This is a genomic window from Ornithinimicrobium carbonis (genome assembly GCF_050703245.1).
Classification (GTDB): domain Bacteria; phylum Actinomycetota; class Actinomycetes; order Actinomycetales; family Dermatophilaceae; genus Ornithinicoccus.
Window position 1 is genome coordinate 679,520 of the sequence record NZ_CP192647.1, and the last position, 20,215, is coordinate 699,734.

General features: G+C 73.2%; 19 protein-coding genes and 2 pseudogenes. 15 read left to right on the forward strand and 6 right to left on the reverse strand.

Going from position 1 to position 20,215, the window contains the following annotated elements:
- The first annotated feature begins 79 nt into the window (after window positions 1-79).
- From ACQ95T_RS03510 to ACQ95T_RS03540, 7 genes are all read left to right on the forward strand, one after another.
- Entirely contained in the window at window positions 80-898 is an 819-nt protein-coding gene (locus ACQ95T_RS03510; protein ID WP_425939414.1) for a transporter substrate-binding domain-containing protein, read from the forward strand.
- A 32-nt stretch (window positions 899-930) separates the two neighbouring features.
- Complete coding sequence (locus tag ACQ95T_RS03515) at window positions 931-1,728, forward strand: amino acid ABC transporter permease (protein WP_431473536.1); 798 nt, start codon at window positions 931-933, stop codon at window positions 1,726-1,728.
- Window positions 1,728-2,534: an amino acid ABC transporter ATP-binding protein gene (locus tag ACQ95T_RS03520; protein WP_425939418.1), complete on the forward strand. Its 807-nt coding sequence runs from the start codon at window positions 1,728-1,730 to the stop codon at window positions 2,532-2,534. Before ACQ95T_RS03515 ends, ACQ95T_RS03520 begins: the two co-directional genes overlap by 1 nt.
- A gap of 319 nt (window positions 2,535-2,853) precedes the next feature.
- Complete coding sequence (locus ACQ95T_RS03525) at window positions 2,854-4,227, forward strand: PhoH family protein (protein ID WP_431473537.1); 1,374 nt, start codon at window positions 2,854-2,856, stop codon at window positions 4,225-4,227.
- Between the two features lie 248 nt (window positions 4,228-4,475).
- The gene (locus tag ACQ95T_RS03530) at window positions 4,476-4,964 is read left to right on the forward strand and encodes a hypothetical protein (protein WP_431473538.1); all 489 of its coding nucleotides are present in this window, start codon (window positions 4,476-4,478) and stop codon (window positions 4,962-4,964) included.
- A 217-nt stretch (window positions 4,965-5,181) separates the two neighbouring features.
- Complete coding sequence (locus ACQ95T_RS03535) at window positions 5,182-5,454, forward strand: transglycosylase SLT domain-containing protein (protein ID WP_431473539.1); 273 nt, start codon at window positions 5,182-5,184, stop codon at window positions 5,452-5,454.
- A gap of 77 nt (window positions 5,455-5,531) precedes the next feature.
- Window positions 5,532-6,341 carry a DUF1206 domain-containing protein gene (locus ACQ95T_RS03540; protein WP_425939423.1) on the forward strand — a complete coding sequence of 270 codons (810 nt, stop codon included), beginning with the start codon at window positions 5,532-5,534 and terminating at the stop codon, window positions 6,339-6,341.
- Between the two features lie 46 nt (window positions 6,342-6,387).
- Here the strand turns inward: ACQ95T_RS03540 and coaA are convergent, their stop codons facing one another.
- Window positions 6,388-7,359: a type I pantothenate kinase gene (gene coaA, locus ACQ95T_RS03545; protein ID WP_425939425.1), complete on the reverse strand. Its 972-nt coding sequence runs from the start codon at window positions 7,357-7,359 to the stop codon at window positions 6,388-6,390.
- A gap of 107 nt (window positions 7,360-7,466) precedes the next feature.
- On the opposite strand from coaA, the gene glmS reads away from it, so the two are divergent.
- The 5 genes from glmS to ACQ95T_RS03570 are packed head-to-tail and all read left to right on the forward strand — an operon-like array spanning window position 7,467 to window position 11,989.
- A complete protein-coding gene (gene glmS, locus ACQ95T_RS03550) occupies window positions 7,467-9,326 on the forward strand; it encodes a glutamine--fructose-6-phosphate transaminase (isomerizing) (protein WP_425939427.1) in 1,860 nt (619 codons plus the stop codon).
- A gap of 10 nt (window positions 9,327-9,336) precedes the next feature.
- Window positions 9,337-9,693 (forward strand): holo-ACP synthase, encoded by a 357-nt coding sequence (locus tag ACQ95T_RS03555; protein WP_425939429.1) that lies wholly within the window; start codon window positions 9,337-9,339, stop codon window positions 9,691-9,693.
- Window positions 9,694-9,742: 49 nt separating this feature from the next.
- A complete protein-coding gene (locus tag ACQ95T_RS03560) occupies window positions 9,743-10,471 on the forward strand; it encodes an NAD(P)H-hydrate epimerase (protein WP_431473540.1) in 729 nt (242 codons plus the stop codon).
- Entirely contained in the window at window positions 10,360-11,523 is a 1,164-nt protein-coding gene (locus ACQ95T_RS03565) for a bifunctional ADP-dependent NAD(P)H-hydrate dehydratase/NAD(P)H-hydrate epimerase (protein WP_431473902.1), read from the forward strand. Before ACQ95T_RS03560 ends, ACQ95T_RS03565 begins: the two co-directional genes overlap by 112 nt.
- Window positions 11,524-11,527: 4 nt before the next feature.
- Window positions 11,528-11,989: a VOC family protein gene (locus ACQ95T_RS03570; protein WP_431473541.1), complete on the forward strand. Its 462-nt coding sequence runs from the start codon at window positions 11,528-11,530 to the stop codon at window positions 11,987-11,989.
- A gap of 89 nt (window positions 11,990-12,078) precedes the next feature.
- Here ACQ95T_RS03570 and leuA read toward each other — a convergent pair.
- The 5 genes and pseudogenes from leuA to leuC all read right to left on the reverse strand — a co-directional run bounded on the left by leuA (window position 12,079) and on the right by leuC (window position 17,242).
- Window positions 12,079-13,837: pseudogene (gene leuA, locus ACQ95T_RS03575) on the reverse strand (2-isopropylmalate synthase).
- Window positions 13,838-14,240: 403 nt separating this feature from the next.
- The gene (locus tag ACQ95T_RS03580; RefSeq protein ID WP_425939436.1) at window positions 14,241-14,924 is read right to left on the reverse strand and encodes a DUF559 domain-containing protein; all 684 of its coding nucleotides are present in this window, start codon (window positions 14,922-14,924) and stop codon (window positions 14,241-14,243) included.
- Window positions 14,925-15,010: 86 nt separating this feature from the next.
- Window positions 15,011-15,166 (reverse strand): hypothetical protein, encoded by a 156-nt coding sequence (locus tag ACQ95T_RS03585; RefSeq protein ID WP_425939437.1) that lies wholly within the window; start codon window positions 15,164-15,166, stop codon window positions 15,011-15,013.
- Between the two features lie 48 nt (window positions 15,167-15,214).
- Window positions 15,215-15,814 carry a 3-isopropylmalate dehydratase small subunit gene (gene leuD / locus ACQ95T_RS03590; RefSeq protein ID WP_425939439.1) on the reverse strand — a complete coding sequence of 200 codons (600 nt, stop codon included), beginning with the start codon at window positions 15,812-15,814 and terminating at the stop codon, window positions 15,215-15,217.
- A pseudogene (leuC, locus tag ACQ95T_RS03595) lies at window positions 15,814-17,242 on the reverse strand (3-isopropylmalate dehydratase large subunit). The gene leuD and the pseudogene leuC overlap by 1 nt, the downstream one beginning before the upstream one ends.
- Before the next feature lie 122 nt (window positions 17,243-17,364).
- Here leuC and ACQ95T_RS03600 point away from each other — a divergent pair.
- From ACQ95T_RS03600 to tsaE, 3 genes are read left to right on the forward strand one after another with little or no spacing between them, the layout of a single operon-like run.
- Complete coding sequence (locus ACQ95T_RS03600; protein ID WP_431473542.1) at window positions 17,365-18,507, forward strand: 3-isopropylmalate dehydrogenase; 1,143 nt, start codon at window positions 17,365-17,367, stop codon at window positions 18,505-18,507.
- Entirely contained in the window at window positions 18,504-19,733 is a 1,230-nt protein-coding gene (gene alr / locus ACQ95T_RS03605; protein ID WP_425939445.1) for an alanine racemase, read from the forward strand. Before ACQ95T_RS03600 ends, alr begins: the two co-directional genes overlap by 4 nt.
- Window positions 19,730-20,212 (forward strand): tRNA (adenosine(37)-N6)-threonylcarbamoyltransferase complex ATPase subunit type 1 TsaE, encoded by a 483-nt coding sequence (gene tsaE, locus ACQ95T_RS03610; RefSeq protein WP_425939447.1) that lies wholly within the window; start codon window positions 19,730-19,732, stop codon window positions 20,210-20,212. The genes alr and tsaE overlap by 4 nt, the downstream gene beginning before the upstream one ends.
- The last annotated feature ends 3 nt before the right edge of the window (window positions 20,213-20,215 follow it).

Sequence of the window (20,215 nt, forward strand, 5' to 3'; positions counted from 1 at the left end):
CGGGGCGGGCCCGGCGCGGCGGAGGGGGACGTCGGTGGGCCTGTGGTGGGTGGGGCTACCCGTGGCTTACAGTGCGGGAATGAACATGCGATCCCTGAGCGCGGCCGCGGCCGCCGCCGGCCTGGCCCTCACCCTGTCCGCCTGCGGGTCCGACGACGGTGGTGGGTCCGGGGGCGAGGGTGGTGAGAGCACCGCTGCCGGCGAGGATCTGGACCTGGTGACCGACGGCACGCTCACGGTCTGCTCGGACGTGCCCTACCCGCCCTTCGAGGACTTCGACGAGAGCACCGAGTCCGGCTACACCGGTTTCGACATGGATCTCGTCCAGGCCATCGCCGACGGGCTCGAGCTGGAGCTGGAGGTCAAGGACTCCTCCTTCGACGCGCTGCAGTCCGGTCTGGCCCTCAACGCGGGACAGTGCGACCTGGTGGCCAGCGCCATGACCATCACCGAGGACCGCAAGGAGAACCTCGACTTCACCGAGGGCTACTACGACTCCAAGCAGTCCCTCCTCGTGGCGGAGGACTCGGACATCGCCTCCATCGAGGACCTGACGGGCCGCTCCGTGGGGGTCCAGCAGGGCACCACCGGCAAGGCCTACACCGAGGAGAACGCCCCCGAGGCCGACATCACCACCTTCCCCGGCGACGCCGAGATGTGGCAGGCGATGCAGGCCGGCCAGGTGGACGCCCTGCTGCAGGACCTCCCGGTCAACCTCGAGCACACCCGGGACGGCGACTTCACCATCGTGGAGGAGTACTCCACGGACGAGCAGTACGGCTTCGCGGTGAAGAAGGGCAACACGGCCCTGGTCGAGGCGGTCGACGAGCAGCTGCAGACGCTGCGCGACGAGGGCACCTACGACGAGCTCTACGACACCTACTTCAGCGAGGGCTGAGCGACCCCGACACAACGAAGGGGGTCCCTCCCGTGAAGAGGACCACCAAGCGCCGCCTGACCCACCTGGTGCTGTACGCCGTCCTGCTGGTGCTCGCGGTCGCGGTCGCGCTCCTCCTGGACTGGGGACGCCTGCAGGAGAACTTCCTCAACCTCAACGGGCTGGGGGACAACCTCAGCGCGCTCATCCTCACCGGGGTGCGCAACACCCTGGGCTACACGGTCGTGGCCTTCGGCGGAGGGCTGGTGCTCGCCTTCGCCCTGGCGCTGATGAAGCTGTCCCCGGTGCTGCCCTACCGGTGGCTGGCCACGGTGTGGGTGGAGTTCTTCCGCGGCGTTCCCTCGCTCATCGTCATCCTCGGAATGGCCTTCGGCGTCCCGATCGCCACCGGCTGGACGCCGCCGCCGGGCGGGCCGGTGGGCGCCGGCCTGCTGGGGCTGGTCTTCGTGGCCAGCGCCTACATCGCCGAGACCCTGCGGGCCGGGATCCAGGCGGTCCCCAAGGGGCAGGCCGAGGCCGCCCGTTCCCTGGGCATGTCCTCGGGGTGGACGATGACCTCGGTCGTCATGCCCCAGGCCCTGCGCATCGTCGTGCCCCCGCTCACGAACGAGTTCGTGCTCCTCATCAAGGACACGGCGCTGCTGTTCGTCATCGGGCTGGCGGCCAGCCAGCGCGAGCTGACCACCCTGGGTCGGGACCTGATGACCAGCGGCCCGACCGCCGGCACCGCCACGAGCCTGACCCTGGCCGCGCTCCTCTACCTGGCGATCACCCTCCCGCTCACACGCCTGGTGGCGTGGATGGAGACCCGACAGAACAGGTCCCGCTGATGCCCGACATCCACGACGTCGCCCACGTCCCCGGGGACGACCGTCCTGGTGACTCCGCCCGCGTGCCGGATCCCGACGCGCCCGCGATCGCCGTCCGTGACCTGCACAAGTCCTTCGGGGCCAACGAGGTGCTCAAGGGGATCGACTTCTCCGTCGACCACGGTCAGGTCGTCTGCGTCATCGGACCGTCCGGCTCGGGCAAGTCCACCCTGCTGCGCTGCGTCAACCGGCTGGAGGAGCCGTCCTCGGGGAAGATCCTCGTGGAGGGCATCGACATCACCGACCCGGAGACCGACCTGGACGCCGTCCGGGCGCGCATCGGGATGGTCTTCCAGCAGTTCAACCTCTTTCCGCACATGACCGTGCTGCGCAACCTCACCATCGCCCAGCAGCGGTCGCTCAAGCGGGGGCGCGGGGAGGCCGAGCAGATCGCCCGCGCCAACCTGGCCAAGGTCGGCCTGGCGGACCGGGAGGACGCCTACCCCGCCCACCTCTCCGGCGGGCAGCAGCAGCGGGTGGCCATCGCCCGCGCCCTGTCCATGGAGCCGGACATGATGCTCTTCGACGAGCCCACCTCCGCCCTCGACCCCGAGCTGGTGGGCGACGTGCTGGAGGTCATGAAGACGTTGGCCTCGGAGGGGATGACCATGATGGTCGTGACCCACGAGATGGGGTTCGCCCGGGAGGTCGGCGACAAGCTGGTGTTCATGGACGACGGCGTCATCGTGGAGGAGGGCGACCCGGTGGAGGTGCTGGCCGACCCCCAGCACGAACGCACCAGGTCCTTCCTGTCGAAGGTCCTCTGACCTGTCCGGGGTCCTCTGACCTGTCCAGGGTCCCCCGACCGGCACGGGTCCTCCGACCCGTCCAGGGTCCTCCGGCGGTCGCCGGCTGTTCATCTCCTCCTCGTCGACACGCCGCCCTGCGTTCGACGTGGTCCGCGTCACACCGCATACCGTCGGGAGCAGATGCGGGACACCCGTCCCGCCTCTCGGGAGGCCCATCCATGGAGCTCAGCTCACGGCGGAGGGTCGGCACCGGTCCACCGTCCGCGGAGGGGCCCGGTCCCGGTCCGACCACCGACGAGACGCGTAGCACCCGGCGCGCGTCCGCAGGGAGCCAGCCATGACCATCACGTCCCGCACCGCAGCCCCGACGCGCCCGCCCGCCGCCGTCCCGCCCCCGGTCGACGCCTTTCCCGAGACCGGGCGCAAGACCTACGTCCTGGACACCTCCGTCCTGCTCTCCGACCCCGGGGCGCTGGTCCGCTTCGCCGAGCACGCGGTCGTGCTCCCGGTCGTCGTCATCACCGAGCTCGAGGCCAAGCGGCACCACCCGGAGCTCGGGTACTTCGCGCGCCAGGCGCTGCGCACCCTGGACGAGATGCGGACCACCCACGGCACCCTCAGCGAGCCGGTGCCCGTGGGTGCGGCCGGCGGGACCCTGCACGTCGAGCTGAACCACAGCGACACCGCCGCGCTGCCGCTGGGTTTCCGGCTGGGGGACAACGACACCCGCATCCTGGCGGTCGCCGCCAACCTGGCCGCCGAGGGCCACGACGTGACCGTGGTCTCCAAGGACCTGCCGATGCGGGTGAAGGCCTCGGCGGTGGGTCTGGACGCGCAGGAGTACCGCGCCGAGCTGGCGGTGGACAGCGGCTGGACCGGGATGGGGGAGCTGGAGGTCGACGACGCGCAGATGCACGACCTGTACGAGCACGGCCGGCTCGAGCTGCCCGAGGCGGCCGAGCTGCCCGTCCACACGGGCCTGACCGTCCTGGGTCCGTCCGGCAGCGCGCTGGGGCGCGTCGGCGCCGACCGGGCCGTGCGTCTGGTCCGGGGGGACCGCGACGCGTTCGGTCTCCACGGCCGCAGCGCCGAGCAGCGGATCGCGCTGGACCTGCTGCTCGACCCCGACGTGGGCATCGTCAGCCTCGGTGGGCGGGCCGGGACGGGCAAGTCGGCCCTGGCCCTGTGCGCCGGGCTGGAGGCGGTCATGGAGCGGCGCCAGCACCGGCGCGTCGTCGTCTTCCGTCCTCTCTACGCCGTGGGCGGGCAGGAGCTGGGCTACCTGCCCGGGAGCGAGAACGACAAGATGGGCCCCTGGGCCCAGGCGGTCTTCGACACCCTGGGTGCGGTCGTCTCCTCCGAGGTCGTCGAGGAGGTGCTGGCCAGGGACATGCTCGAGGTGCTGCCCCTGACGCACATCCGTGGGCGCTCGCTCCACGACGCCTTCGTGATCGTCGACGAGGCGCAGAGCCTGGAGCGCAACGTGCTGCTGACGGTGCTCTCCCGGATCGGGCAGGGCTCGCGCGTGGTGCTCACGCACGACGTCGCCCAGCGGGACAACCTGCGCGTCGGTCGGCACGACGGTGTCGCCGCCGTCATCGAGGCGCTCAAGGGCCACCCGCTCTTCGCCCACGTGACCCTCACCCGCAGCGAGCGGTCACCGATCGCGGCCCTCGTCACGGAGATGCTGGAGGGGCATCCGCTGGGCTGAGCGGGGCCGCCACCACCCGTTGCTGACCTGCGACGACGTCGGCGGGCGCCGGTGTCGCGGGCGGCGCGGACGGGTGTGACGTTCGTCACTGACGGTGCGCTCAGTTTGACGCGTCGCGGGGCCGGCAGGCACGGTAGAGCAGTTAGATCACGATTTGGTAACGCCGCCAGTCCCATCCGGTCCCGTGTCGAACGCGTCCCCGCGTCCCGTCCGGCGGCGGCGAACCGGTCCGCGAAAGGTCCCCCCCTGTGAAGAAGTCCCCCCTGCTCTCCGAGCGCGCCCACGGCAGCCACCGCCCCCGTCGCCTGAGCGGTCCCGCCGCCGCGGTCACCGCCGGCATCGCCGCGGGGTCGCTGGCTCTGGCGGCCTACGCCACCACGGCCACGGTCCCGGCCAGCTCCTCCACCTCGACCGCCGTGGGTGAGTCCGAGCCGGCCGTCGACGGCACCGTGACCGGGCTGTCGGCCGACGCCGGGCAGGACCTGGGTGCCCTCGCCGCCGCCGAGCGGCTCGAGAAGGGTTCCGCAGCCCTCGACCTGTCCTCCGGTCTGACCGGCGAGGGCGTCGAGGCCGCCCGTCAGGCCGCCGAGCGCATCTCCGAGCGCAAGGCGGAGGAGCGCGCCGCCGAGCGCGAGGCCGCCGAGGCCGCCCGCCGAGCGCCGGGCCGCGGAGGAGCGGGCCGCCGAGCAGGCCGCCGCCGCCGAAGAGCAGGCCGCCGCCGAGCAGGCCGCTGCTGAGGAGCGGGCCGCCGCCGACCAGGCCGCCGCCGAGCAGGCCGCGGCCGACCAGGCGCGGGCGGCGACCCGCACCGAGCCGCAGGCCGCCTCGCGGTCCGCCGCCCGTGAGCCCGCCCCCGAGCCCGCGCAGCCGACCCGGCAGCCCGCCCCCCAGCCGGCGCAGCAGCCGGCGCCGCAGCCCGTCGCCAGCGGTGACGCCCGCTCGATCGCCCGGTCGATGCTCGCCAGCCACGGCTGGGGCGACGACCAGTGGGGCTGCCTGGACTCGCTGTGGATGAAGGAGTCGGGGTGGAACCACACCGCGATGAACCCCTCCTCCGGCGCCTACGGCATCCCGCAGTCCCTTCCCGGCAACAAGATGGCCACGGCCGGTGCCGACTGGCAGACCAACCCGGCCACCCAGATCTCCTGGGGCCTGGGCTACATCTCCGACCGCTACGGATCGCCGTGCAACGCCTGGGCCCACTCCCAGGCCGTCAACTGGTACTGAGCCGACGACCGGCCCCGCAACCCCCCCCACGGACCCCTGCTCGCACGGCGAGCAGGGGTCCGTGTCATCGTTGCGGGGTGAACGACGTCCCGGCGCCCGGCGCCGCAGGTCGGACGGCCCGCCGGCTCGCCGACCACCCGTGGTTGCGGCGGCTCGCCCGCGCCGGTTTCGCCGCCAGCGGCCTGATCCACCTGATGATCGGCTGGATCGCCGGGCGCGTGGCGCTCGGTGGCGGCGGTGAGGCGGACCAGGACGGCGCGCTGGCCGCGCTGCGGTCCGCCCCTGCGGGGTCGGTCCTGCTGTGGGCCTGCGTGGTGGGCTTCCTGGCGCTGGCGCTCTGGCAGGTGCTCGACGCGGCCTTCGGCGGAGGTGACCTCTCCGACCGCGCCCGGGCGGTGGGGCGTGGCCTGCTCTACGGCGCGCTGGGGGGGACCACCTTCCCGTTCGCCGCCGGTGGCGGGGGCGGAGGTGGCGAGGAGGCCAGCACCGGGTTCACGGCGGCGCTGCTGCAGGTCCCCCTGGGGCGGGTCCTGGTCGGCCTGGTCGGCCTCGCGGTCGTGGCCGCGGGGGTCTATCACGTGTACAAGGGGCTGCGGAAGACGTTCCTGGAGGACCTGCACCCCACCGGGCACGACGCCCTGGACCGGGCGGTGGAGCTCACCGGGACGGTCGGCTACGCCGCCAAGGGGGTGGCGCTGACGATCGTCGGCGGCCTGTTCGGGCTGGCGGCCCTGCAGGCCGACCCGGACGAGTCCTCCGGTCTGGACGGTGCGCTGAAGATGGTGGCCGCGCAGCCCCTCGGCACCGCACTGCTGCTGGCCGTGGCCCTCGGCCTGGTCCTCTACGGTGTCTACAGCCTCCTGCGTGCCCGGTACGCCGACCTCTGACGACGGGTCCGCCCACCGTCCCGGGTCGCGGTGACCGGGCGGGGCCTCAGAGCCGCCGCAGCCGCACCCGGTCGACCGTGTGGTCGGCCCCCTTGAGCAGGACCAGCGTGGCCCGGCTGCGGGTCGGCAGGATGTTCTCGACGAGGTTCGGGGCGTTGATCGAGTCCCAGATGTCCACCGCCACGTCCACCGCGGCCTCGTCGCTGAGCGAGGCGTAGCGGTGGAAGTGGGACTCCGGGTCGACGAAGGCGGTCTCCCGCAGGGACAGGAAGCGCTCGACGTACCAGCGCTTGATGTCGCCGAAGTGCGCGTCGACGTACACCGAGAAGTCGAAGAAGTCGCTGATCGCCAGCCCCGGGCTGCGTCCGTTGGGGTGGGGCCGCGGGGGCTGGAGCACGTTGAGCCCCTCCACGATGAGGACGTCCGGCCGACGGACGACGATCTGCTCGCCGGGGACGATGTCGTAGACGAGGTGGCTGTAGACCGGCGCCCGCACCTCGGTCCGACCGGACTTGACCTCGCTGACGAAGCGCAGCAGCGCCCGCCGGTCGTAGGACTCCGGGAAGCCCTTGCGTCCCATGAGGCTGCGCCGCTCCAGGACCGCGTTCGGGTAGAGGAAGCCGTCCGTGGTCACCAGCTCCACGGAGGGGCGCGTGTCCCAGCGGCGGATGAGCTCGGCCAGGATGCGGGCGGTGGTCGACTTCCCCACGGCCACCGACCCCGCCACCCCGATGAGGAAGGGGGTCCGGGCGGCCCGCTCGTCGAGGAAGTCGGTGGTGACCTGGTGCAGCCGCGCGGTCGCCCCCTCGTAGAAGGACAGCAGCCGGCTGATCGGCAGGTAGACCTGCTCGACCTCCGCCATGTCCAGCCGCTCGCCCAGGCCCCTCAGGCGTTCGATCTCCGCGGCGTCCAGGTGCATCGGGTGCTCCTCCCGCAAGCGCGCCCAGTCGCCACGGTCGAGCTCGACGTAGGGGGACGGGATGGGAGGGCCGGTGGGGGAGGAGGCCATGGGCGGCATTCTCGCACCCGGCGTGCCTGCGGCCGGTCCTCCACCGGGGTATGGCGTGGTGCGGCACGCGCACGGTCGCAGCGGGACGTGTCCCGGCAGGACGTAGGCTTGGGCCCATGTGTGGAATCGTGGGATACGTGGGCCCCCGTGCGGACGGCACGGCGCTGGACGTCGTGATGGAGGGCCTGGGCCGCCTGGAGTACCGCGGCTACGACTCGGCCGGGGTGGCCGTCGTGGGCGACGGCGTCATCGCGACCCGCAAGCGGTCGGGCAAGCTCGCCAACCTGCGGTCCGCCCTCGTCGACGCGCCGGTGCCGGTCACCGCCACCGCGATCGGGCACACCCGCTGGGCCACCCACGGTGGACCGACCGACGAGAACGCCCACCCCCACCGCGGGGGCCGGGACGGCAAGCTGGCGCTCGTCCACAACGGCATCATCGAGAACTTCCACGCGCTCAAGACCGCTCTGCTCGAGCAGGGGGTGGAGTTCACCTCCGAGACCGACACCGAGGTCGTCGCCCACCTGCTCGACGAGGCGTTCGCCCGCACCGGCGACCTGACGGCGGCGATGCGGGACGTCGTCGCCCGGCTCGAGGGCGCCTTCACCCTGCTCGTCGTGCACGCCGACCAGCCGCACACCGTCGTGGGTGCACGGCGCAACTCCCCTCTGGTCGTCGGGCTCGGGGAGGGGGAGAACTACCTCGGTTCGGACGTCGCGGCCTTCATCGGCTACACCCGCCACGCGCTGGAGCTGGGCCAGGACCAGATCGTGACCATCACCACGGACACCTGCGTGGTGACCAACTTCGACGGCACCCCCTCCGACGGCAAGGCCTACGAGGTCACCTGGGACGCCGCGGCCGCCGAGAAGGGCGGGTACGACACCTTCATGGAGAAGGAGATCAACGACCAGCCGCACGCCGTCGCCGACACCCTCCTGGGTCGAACGGACGCGGAGGGGAACCTGCGCCTCGACGAGCTGCACATCGAGGAGGACGAGCTGCGGGCGGTCACCAAGATCGTCATCGTGGCCTGCGGGACGGCGGCCTACGCCGGCATGGTGGCCAAGTACGCCATCGAGCGCTGGACCCGGATCCCGGTGGAGGTCGAGCTGGCCCACGAGTTCCGCTACCGCGACCCGGTGATCGACGGGCACACCCTCGTGGTGTCGATCTCCCAGTCCGGCGAGACCATGGACACGCTCATGGCCGTGCGCCACGCCAAGGAGCTCGGTGCCAAGACCGTCTCCATCTGCAACACCCACGGGTCGACCATCCCCCGCGAGTCCGACGCGGTGCTCTACACGCACGCCGGCCCCGAGATCGCCGTCGCCTCCACCAAGGCCTTCCTGGCCCAGATCACGGCCAGCTACATCCTCGGCCTCTACCTGGCCTCCCTGCGCGGCGAGAGCTACGGCCGGGACGCCGCCGAGATCATGGCCGAGCTGCAGGGCGTGCCGGCGAAGATCGAGCAGCTGCTCACGAGCATGGACCGGGTCAAGGAGATCGCCTACTTCATGGCCGACTCCCGCTCGGTCCTCTTCCTCGGCCGGCACGTCGGCTTCCCGGTCGCGATGGAGGGGGCGCTGAAGCTCAAGGAGCTGGCCTACATCCACGCCGAGGGGTTCGCCGCCGGCGAGCTCAAGCACGGCCCCATCGCCCTGATCGAGCCGGGCCAGCCGGTCTTCGTCATCGTCCCCTCGCCGAGCAGCGAGCACGGGCTGCACGGCAAGGTCGTCTCCAACATCCAGGAGATCCGAGCCCGGGGCGCCCGGACGCTCGTCATCGCCGAGGAGGGGGACGAGGACGTGGTGCCGTTCGCCGACGAGGTCATCCGGGTGCCCCGTACCTCCCCGCTCCTCGCGCCGCTGCTGACGGTGGTCCCGCTGCAGGTCTTCGCGCTGCAGCTCTCGACCGCCAAGGGTCTGGACGTCGACCAGCCGCGCAACCTGGCCAAGTCCGTCACCGTCGAGTGAGCCCGGCGCGATGATCGTCGGGGTCGGCATCGACGTGGTCGACATCGACCGCTTCGCCCGCCGGCTGCAGGACACGCCCCGGCTGGGGCCCCGGCTGTTCACCGAGGAGGAGCTGGGGCTGCGGGCCGAGTCCCTGGCCGCCCGGTTCGCGGCCAAGGAGGCGCTCGCCAAGGCCCTCGGGGCGCCGGTCGGCCTGCGCTGGACCGACGCGTGGGTCGTCCGGGACAGCACCGGGCGGCCCCACCTGCGCACCCAGGGCACCGTGCGGGCCCGGGCCGACGAGCTGGGCGTGGCACACCTGCACGTCTCCCTCTCCCACGACGCGGGGGTCGCCTCGGCCGTCGTGATCGCGGAGGGCACGGGCTGAACGGTGCGGCGCAGCCGGCGCCGTCCACCCACCTCACCAGGAGGCACCGATGATCCAGGGGTATGACGTCGCCACCGTCCGCGCCGTCGAGGACCGGGTGCGCGCCGGTCTGCCGGACGGGGCCCTGATGCAGCGTGCCGCCCGCGGTCTGGCCCAGGTCGTGCGCGACCGCGTGGAGGAGCTGGGGGCGCGGTCGGTCGTCGTGCTCGCCGGCCCGGGGGACAACGGTGGCGACGCGCTGTGGGCGGCCTCCTTCCTCGCGTCCGACGGGCGACGGGGTGATGACGACGGGCGACCGGACGGGGACGAGCGGCGACGGGGCGGGGACGACCGGCGAGGGGGCGGGGACGACCGGCGAGGGGGCGGGGACGACCGGCGAGGGGGCCGGGACGACCGGCGAGGGGGCCGGGACGACCGGCGAGGGGACGGGGACGAGCGGCGACGCGCGGACGAGCGGCGACGGGACGGGGCGGGCGCGCAGGTCTCGGTCGTCGGGATCGCCGCACGGCTGCGCGAGGACGGCTTGGCGGCCGCGCGGGAGGCCGGGTGCCCCGTGCTCCTCGTCGACCCCGCCGCGGAGGTGCTCGACCCCGCGCGGTGGTCGAGCGGCTCAGGTCGGCCGACCTCGTCGTGGACGGACTGCTGGGGATCGGCGGGCGGCCGGGCCTGCGCGGAGCGATGGCACGGGTGGCCGCCGTGCTCGAGGACCGCCACGACGGACCCTTCGTGCTGGCCGTGGACCTGCCCAGCGGCGCCGACCCCGAGGGTGAGGATCTGACGGGTCCCGTCCTGGGTGCCGACGAGACGGTGACCTTCGGCGTCGCCAAGCCGGTCCACCTGCTGCCGGCCACCTCGGGGTGCGTGGGGCGGCTCAGCCTCGTCGACATCGGGCTCGACGAGGAGCTGCGGCACGAGTCTGCGGTCGTGGAGCGGCTCGAGCAGCGGGACGCCGCGGCCCGGTGGCCGGTCCCCGGGCGGGAGGACCACAAGTACACCCGGGGCGTCGTGGGGATCGTGGCGGGCAGCGACGCCTATCCGGGCGCCGCCGTCCTGTGCACCACGACCGCGGTGGAGGCCGGCGCCGGGATGGTGCGCTACCTGGGGCCGCCTCGCGCCACCGGGCTCGTGCTGGCAGCCTGTCCCGAGGTCGTCCCGGGCCCGGGAAGGGTCCAGGCGCGGGTCGTCGGCCCGGGCATCGACCCGCTGGGGTGCGACCACCCCGACTGCGAGGACCACCAGGCCGACACCGTGCGCGAGGCCCTCGCCGAGGACGTCCCGCTCGTGGTGGACGCCGGTGCGCTCGAGCTGCTCGCCCGGTGGGTCGCCGGAGGAGGGCGCCGGCCGGCACCGACCCTGCTGACCCCGCACGCCGGCGAGCTGGCGCGGATGCTGACCGTCCTCCAGCGGGAGGGCGGGGCCCGGGAGACGACGCGGGAGGAGGTCCTCGCCCAGCCGCTGGCCCACGCCCGGCGCGCTGCGGCGCTGACCGGGTGCACCGTCCTGCTCAAGGGGTCGACGACGCTCGTCGTCGACCCGGACCCCACGATCCCGGTCCGCAGCCAGGCGGACGCGCCGCCGTGGCTGGCCACCGCGGGTTCGGGCGACGTCCTCGCCGGCCTCGCCGGTGTGCTGATGGCCGCGGGCCTGACCCCGCTGGAGGCCGGCCCGGTCGCCGCCCTCGTCCACGGTGCCGCCGCCCACCGGGCCAACCCCGGGGGGCCGGTGCGCGCGCTCGCCGTCGCGCGCGCCATACCCGGCACCGTGGCCGCCCTCCTGGCGGGACCTGCTCCGGCACCCCCGAGGGTCGCCGGAGCGGGGTTGCTAGGTTGACGGCATGGATCAGCGTCTCTCCCTGGTGACCCTCGGCGTGTCCGACATGGACCGCGCCCGCGACTTCTACACCGCGCTCGGCTGGCAGCCGGGGCCCTCGCCGGAGCACATCGTCTTCTTCCAGACCGGGGGGATGGTGGTGGCGCTGTGGGACCGGCAGGCGCTGGCGGTCGACTCCGGGATCGACATCGAGGACGACACCGAGGAGACTCCCGGCAGCGGTGACGGGTGGGGAGGCAAGGTGCTGGGGCTCAACGTGGGCAGCGCCGCCGACGTCGACGAGCAGTTCGCCTCCGCCGTGGCCGCCGGGGCCGAGGCGCTGCGCCAGCCGTGCAGCCGGTTCTGGGGCGGCTACTACTCCGGTGTCTTTACCGACCCCGACGGGCACGTGTGGGAGATCGCCTACAACCCCTACTGGTCCTTCTCCGACGACGGGGCGACGCTGCTGGGCGACGGCCGGGGCTGACGCCCAGCCCCGCCCGTCAGCGACGCGGCCGGTCGAGGGCGCTGACCGCCGCCGTCAGCGACCCGGCCGGTCGACGCCGGCCCCCGCGGTCAACGACCCGGCCGGTTGACGGCGCTGGCCACGGCGCGCAGCGCCGCGGTGACGGTGCTGGGGTGCACACCGACGCCCCAGCGCACCTCCCCGTCGATGGCGCACTCGACGTAGGCGGCGGCATACGCGTCGGCGCCCGCGCTGAGGGCGTGCTCGTGGTAGTCCAGCACCCGCACGTCGATGCCGATCGTGGACAGCGCGTCGGTGTAGGCGGCGATCGGGCCGTTGCCCGTGCCGGTGATCTGCTGCTGGACCCCGTCGACCTCGACGGTGGCCTCGATCCGGTCGTGCCCCCGCCTCGTCGTCGTCGTGCGTCACGGTGTAGTCGGTGCCGACCAGCGGGCCCGCCTGCTCGAGGTACTCGTGCTGGAACGCCTCCCAGATCTGGGCCGGGCTCATCTCCCCGCCCTCGGTGTCGGTGTGCCGCTGCACCGCGCCGCTGAACTCGATCTGCAGCCGCCGCGGCAGGTCCATCCGGTGCTCGGACTTCATCACGTAGGCCACGCCACCCTTGCCGGACTGGCTGTTGACCCGGATGACGGCCTCGTAGCTGCGGCCGATGTCCTTGGGGTCGACTGGCAGGTAGGGCACCTCCCACCGGTGCTGCCCGACCGGTACCCCCACCTCGGCGGCCTCCTGCTCCAGCGCCTCCAGGCCCTTCTTGATCGCGTCCTGGTGGCTGCCGGAGAAGGCGGTGAAGACCAGGTCGCCGCCGTAGGGGTGGCGCTCGGGCACCGGCAGCTGGTTGCAGTGCTCGACCGTGCGCCGGACCTCGTCGATGTCGGAGAAGTCGATCTGCGGGTCCACGCCCTGGCTGAACATGTTCATCCCCAGCGTGACCAGGCAGACGTTGCCCGTGCGCTCGCCGTTGCCGAACAGGCAGCCCTCGATCCGGTCGGCGCCGGCCAGGTAGCCCAGCTCGGCCGCCGCCACGCCGGTCCCGCGGTCGTTGTGCGGGTGCAGCGAGAGGATGACGTTCTCACGGTGGTTCAGGTGCCGGCTCATCCACTCGATGGAGTCGGCGTAGACGTTGGGGGTGGCCATCTCCACGGTGGCCGGCAGGTTGATGATGACCGGCCGCTCCGGGGTGGGGACGAACTCCTCCATGACCGCGTTGCACACGCGCACCGCATACTCCAGCTCGGTGCCGGTGTAGGACTCGGGGGAGTACTGGTAGGTGATCTGCGTCCCCGGGGGCATCTGCTCCTCGTACTTCTTGCAGGTGCGTGCGCCCTGGACGGCGATGTCGACGATCTCGTCCTCGCTCGCCCGGAAGACCACCCGGCGCTGCAGCGTGGACGTGGAGTTGTACAGGTGCACGATGGCCTGCCTCGCGCCGGCGATCGACTCGTAGGTGCGCTCGATGAGGTGCTCGCGGGCCTGGGTCAGGACCTGGATGACCACGTCGTCGGGGATCAGGTCCTCCTCGATGAGCATCCGCACGAAGTCGAAGTCGGTCTGGCTGGCGGCGGGGAAGCCGACCTCGATCTCCTTGTAGCCCATCCGCACCAGCAGCTCGAACATCCGGCGCTTGCGGTCGGGGGTCATCGGGTCGATCAGCGCCTGGTTGCCGTCGCGCAGGTCGACCGCGCACCAGCGGGGGGCCTTCGTGATCGTGCGCCCCGGCCAGGTGCGGTCGGGCAGGTCCACCGGGGAGTATGCGGTGTAGCGCTCCACGGGCATGCCGCTCGGCTGCTGGGGGTTGCGCTCGACGACGTGGGTGCCGGTCGCAGGGGCGGCAGGGGTCTGGATGCTCATGGGGTCTGGCTCGCTCTCGCTGGGGGTGGGTTGCTGTCGGTCCGTGGACAGCGCAGCTCCGCAGCGAGGGCCGGACCTAGGAGGTCTCGCTGCGGCGCGGAAGGAGGAGCAGAGCAGTCATTGCCGAGCACTCTAGCCCACGATGGTGACGTCGGGTCAACGTGGCGCTCGTCACAGGGGGGTCAGGGGGAGGGCCGAGTCGGCAGGGGACAGGGGGAGGGCCGAGGCGACGCGCGTGCCGCCGCCCGGAAGTGCAGTCACCGTCCTGGCGGCTGTGCGAGGTCGGATCGTCGGGACCACCATCGCCTTGTAGACCGATGGAGGTCCGAGGGAGCCGACCTCACCCTGAACTGGGCCGCTGGTCGGCCACGGCGATCAGCATCGGTCGGCGGTTGGTCCCCGATCAGCCGGCGGACAGGTCGGCCTGGAGAGCGGCGTCGACGAGGGCGCGCACCTTCGCCGGTCGGTCGAGGTCGGACCACAGGAGGCGGACCACGGTGTAGCCGGCGGCCCGCAGTCGCAGCTCTCGACGCTTCTCTGCGGCGAGCTCCTCGGCCGAGGCGTACTTGGACAACCCGTCGAACTCCACGACGACGCGGGTTCCTCTCAAGAGGAAGTCGACCCGAGCGATGACGTGGCCGGCCGGGTCACGGATGACCACCTGACTCCGGGGGTCGTAGCCCAGGTTGAGGAGCAGCAAGCGTGAACGGCTCTCCCCCGGCGACTCGGCGGCGGGGTCCATCACCTGGACGGCGGACGTGAAGGTGCCATGGGCCGGGTGGTGCCGGCGAGCATCTGCGGCCGCCTTCAGGTCGGCGAGATCGACGTCACCGCGGTGCAGGGCCGCGTCCCCGACCACCACGGCCTCGTCGCGGCCGTGCAGCTCGGCGACACCCAGGACGACGAACCGCGGCTCCAGGACGTCGACCCCGCGGATGGTCGAGGACCTCGCGTCCCGATATCCGCCGTGGATGGTGGAAGCCCGGGTGCGTCGGTGCTGGCCGGTCGACCTGCGACAGCCGTGGACGCGGTCCGGCCGCACCGTCAACGGCAGCCCGTGCATCAGGGCGGCACTGGTGTGGCTCACCAGGACGTCCTTCGGCCAGGTGCGCGGGTAGCGGGCTGGGAGCGAACTGGCTTGTCCTCGAGCTCATGACGGGACACTGCCGCACCTCAGGGCACGACCGCTGCGGTCGTCCACAGGTGGTGACGGTCGGACCGGTCCGTGCTGGCGGTGAGGTCGGGTCGTAGAGCCGGTGAGGTGAGGTTGTAGCGACCGACCTCGGCGTAGCGGGCGATGTCTGTCGCAGGGACCCGACCTTGGTGCACGACCAGCCTGGCGTCAACCCTCTCCCACGGCCGGGGGGTCGGGCAGCCCTACCCGACGGCGGTGGTGACGACCGGCTTCCAGGAGGGCCGGGCGGCCTCGTAGGCGGTGATGTCGTCCTCGTGCTGCAGGGTCAGGGAGATGTCGTCCAGGCCGTTCTCCAGGCGCCAGGCGACGTAGTCGTCGACCTGGAAGGGGGCCACGACGTCGCCGCAGGTCACCTGCCGGGCGGGCAGGTCGACGGTGATGCTCGTGCCCGGCTCGGCCTCGATCTGCTTCCAGATGAGCTCGACGTCGCCCTGGTCCAGCTGGGCGGTGAGCAGGCCGCCCTTGCCGGAGTTGCCGCGGAAGATGTCGGCGAACCTGCTGGAGAGGACGGCGCGGAAGCCGTACTGCTGCAGCGCCCACACGGCGTGCTCGCGGCTGGACCCGGTGCCGAAGTCGGGCCCGGCCACCAGCACCGAGCCGCCGGCGTAGGCCGGCTGGTTGAGCACGAAGCCCGGGTCCTCGCGCCACCGGGCGAACAGGCCGTCCTCGAAGCCGGTGCGTGCGACCCGCTTGAGGTATTCCGCCGGGATGATCTGGTCGGTGTCGACGTCGGAACGGCGCAGCGGCACGCCGATCCCGGTGTGCGTGGTGAACTTCTCCATCAGACCGTCTCCTGCTCGCGGACGTCGACCAGGTCGGCCGGGGAGGAGAGGGTGCCGCGCACGGCGGTCGCGGCGGCCACGGCCGGGGAGACCAGGTGGGTGCGGCCGCGGGCGCCCTGGCGTCCCTCGAAGTTGCGGTTGGACGTGGAGGCGCAGCGCTCCTGCGGGGCCAGCTGGTCGGGGTTCATCCCCAGGCACATCGAGCACCCGGCCAGGCGCCACTCGCCGCCGGCGTCGGTGAAGACCGTGTCCAGGCCCTCCTCCTCGGCCTGCTGCCGGACCGCGTGCGAGCCGGGCACGACGAGCAGGCGGACACCCTCGGCGACGTGCCGGCCGCGCAGGACGTCGGCGGCCACCCGCAGGTCCTCGATCCGCCCGTTGGTGCACGAGCCGAGGAAGACCGCGTCGACGCCGACCTCGCGCATCGGGGTCCCGGCCTGCAGGCCCATGTAGTCCAGCGCCCGCCGCGCGGTCTCCTTCGCGTCGTCGTGCCCGAAGCTCTCCGGGTCCGGCACCGCCTCGCCCAGCTGGACCGACTGCGCCGGGTTGGTCCCCCAGGTCACGTAGGGGGCTCAGCTCGGCGGCGTCGAGGAACACCTCGGCGTCGAAGACCGCGTCGTCGTCGGTGCGCAGGCCCCGCCACGCCTCCACGGCCGCGTCCCAGTCGGCGCCCTGCGGCGCGTGCGGGCGACCCTGCAGGTAGGCGAACGTCTTCTCGTCCGGGGCGACCATCCCGGCCCGGGCCCCGGCCTCGATCGACATGTTGCAGATCGTCATCCGGCCCTCCATCGACAGCGACTCGATCGCGCTGCCGCGGTACTCCAGCATGTAGCCCTGACCGCCGCCGGTGCCGATCCGGTTGATCACCGCCAGGATGATGTCCTTGGCGCCCACCCCCGCCGGCAGCTCGCCGTCCACGGTGACCGCCATCGTCCTCAGCGGCCGCAGCGACAGGGTCTGGGTGGCCAGCACGTGCTCCACCTCGGAGGTGCCGATCCCGAACGCCAGCGCACCGAACGCCCCGTGCGTGGAGGTGTGGGAGTCCCCGCACACGATCGTCATCCCCGGCTGGGTCAGCCCCAGCTCCGGCCCGATCACGTGCACGATGCCCTGGCCGCGGCGCCCCCGCTCGTGGTGCACGATCCCGAACTGCTCGCAGTTGGCCTTCAACGCCTCCAGCTGCGTGCGCGAGACGGGGTCGGTCACCGGCCCCAGCGTCGTGGGCACGTTGTGGTCCTCGGTCGCCACCGTCAGGTCCGGCCGGCGCACCCCGCGCCCGGCCTGACGCAGCCCGTCGAAGGCCTGCGGGCTGGTCACCTCGTGCACGAGGTGCAGGTCGATGTAGAGGAGGTCGGGCTCGCCCTCGGCGGAGCGGACGACGTGCTGCTGCCAGAGCTTCTCAGCCAGCGTCAGGCCGGGCACGGGCAACCTCCTTCACCTCGGGGAGCCGCGGGCGCCGGACGGCCGTGCGGCGGGTGCTGCAAGAATGCAGCCACCATAACCCTCCGTCGCTGACGCGACGTCAACGCCTACCGCACGCGAGGTCCGCCATGCGCAGCCACACCCTTGCCGCCGTCCTGCCCGGTGACGGGGTCGGTCCCGAGGTCACCCGCGCCGCCCTCTCGGTGCTCGACGCGGCCGAGTCCCGGTTCGGCTTCACCACCTCCCGCACGGACGTGCCCCTCGGGGCCGACCACCACCTGGCGACCGGCGAGCTGCTCACGGACGGGGCCACCGCCGAGCTGGACCGGCACGACGCGATCCTCTTCGGCGCCATCGGCAGCCCGAAGGTCACTCCCGGGATCCTCGAGCGCGGCATCATCCTGGAGCTGCGCCGCCGGATGCAGCAGGCCATCAACCTGCGACCGGTGCGCCTCTACGACGGCGTCCCCACCCCCATCTCGGGCCTGACCCCGGAGCGCTGCGACCTGGTCGTCGTCCGCGAGAACACCGAGGGCGCCTACGTCGCGCAGGGGAGCACCGTGCACCGCGGCACCCCCGCCCGCGTCGCCGTCCAGGAGTCGGTCAACACCTGGTATGCCGTGGAGCGCGCCGTGGACTTCGCCTACCGGCTGGCCCGGCAGCGCCGCGGCCGGCTGACCCTGTGCCACAAGACCAACGTCCTCGTCGAGGCGGGCGCGCTGTGGACCGACGTCATGACCGAGGTCGGCACCCGCTACCCCGACGTGGAGACCGACTACGTCCACGTCGACGCCCTGTGCATGCACCTTCCGGTCAGCCCCGAACGCTTCGACGTGGTCGTCACCGACAACCTCTTCGGCGACATCGTCACCGACCTCGGCGCGGTCCTCCAGGGCGGGCTGGGCGTGGCCGCCAGCGGCAACCTCAACCTCGACGGGGCCCACCCGAGCATGTTCGAGCCGATCCACGGCTCCGCCCCGGACATCGCCGGCCGGGGCTGGGCGAACCCGGCCGGGGCCTGCCTGTCCCTGGCGATGCTGCTGGGCCACCTGGGCGAGGGGGAGGCGGCGTCCGCGGTCGAGGCCGCCACCGCCCTGGTGCTCCGGGGCCTGCCGGCGCTCGCCGGGGAGGCGATGGGCGCCAGCACCCAGGAGCTGGGCGAGCGCATCGCCGCGGCGGTGGCCGACGAGGCCACCCCGCCCGTGCCGGACAGCCTCATGGCCCAGCTCGCGGCGGTCGCCGCGCAGCGGGCCCAGGACGGCCGGGCGTGACGCCGGCCCCCGCGGGCCCCGCGGCGGGCGGACCACCGGCGGGGCCGGGCGGCCGCGGCAGCACCACCCTCTGGCCGGCCGAGGTGCTCGTCGACCTGGACGCCGTCAGCGACAACGTGCGGACCCTGCGCGAGCGGGTGGGCGGCACCGAGCTGATGGCCGTCGTCAAGGCCGACGCCTACGGGCACGGCCTCGTGCCGTCGGCCCGAGCCGCGCTCGCCGGTGGTGCCTGCGCCCTGGGGGTCGCCCAGGCCACCGAGGCCCTGGCCCTGCGGGCCGCCGGGATCGAGGCCCCGGTCCTCACCTGGCTCACCACGCCCGACCTGGACCTGCGCCCCCTGGTGGAGGCCGACGTCGAGGTCGCGGCCGTCGCCCCCTGGGGTCTGCGGGCCCTGGCCGACGCTGCCCGCGCCACCGGCCGCCCGGCGACGACCCAGCTCAAGGTGGACACCGGCCTGGCCCGCAACGGTGCCTACGGCATACCCCTGCGGGCGGGGGACCCGCGCACGGACTGGACCGACCTGGTCGAGGAGGCCGCGCGCCTGGAGGCCGAGGGGGTGCTGCGGGTCCGCGGCCTGTTCACCCACTTCGCCTACGCCGACGCCCCCGCGCACCCGACCGTCCGGGCCCAGCAGGAGGCCTTCGCCGACGCGGTGGCGGTCGCGGAGCGCGCCGGCCTGCGGCCCGAGGTGCGGCACATGTCCAACTCCGCCGCCACCCTGACCACTCCCGAGGCCTCCTGGGACATGGTCCGCCCAGGCCTGGCGGTGTACGGCCTCTCGCCCGTGCCCGACCTGGCGTCCGCGGCGGAGCTGGGGCTGCGCCCCGCGATGCGGGTGAGCGCGCGGGTCGCCGTGGCCAAGCGGGTCCCGGCCGGTCAGGGCGTCTCCTACGGGCACACCTACACCACGTCGCGCGAGACCACCCTCGTCGACGTCCCCCTCGGGTATGCCGACGGTGTTCCGCGGCACGGGTCGAACCAGGCTCCCGTCCAGGTGCGCGGACAGCGATTCCGGGTCTCGGGGCGGGTGTGCATGGACCAGTTCGTCGTCGACGTCGGTGACCTCGACGTGGCGGCGGGCGAGGAGGTCGTCCTCTTCGGGGCCGGCGACGGCGGGGAGCCCACCGCCCAGGACTGGGCCGAGGCCGCGGGGACGATCTCCTACGAGATCGTCACCCGCTTCGGGCCGCGGGTCCCGCGGCGCCACGTGGGCGGGCCGTCGTGACCGGCCGCCTACTGGTGCTGCCGACCGACGAGGACACCCGTGCGCTCGGGGAGACGCTCGGCCGGGTGCTGCGGGCCGGGGACCTGGTGGTGCTCACCGGCGACCTCGGGGCGGGCAAGACGACGCTGACCCAGGGGCTCGCGCACGGGCTGGGGGTCCGGGGGCCGATCACCTCGCCGACCTTCGTCATCGCCCGGGTGCACCCCTCGCTCGTCGGGGGTCCGGCGCTCGTGCACGCCGACGCCTACCGCCTCGGCGGGGAGGCCGAGCTGGACGACCTGGACCTGGACGAGTCGCTCGAGGAGTCGGTCACCGTGGTCGAGTGGGGGCACGGCCTGGCCGAGCACCTGGCCGACGACCGGCTGGAGGTGGTCCTGGAGCGTTCCGGCAGCGGCGAGGCCGACCAGCAGACCCGCACGGCCACCCTCCTGGGGCACGGCCCGCGGTGGGCCGGGGTCGACCTGCCCGGACCCGCGTAGTCT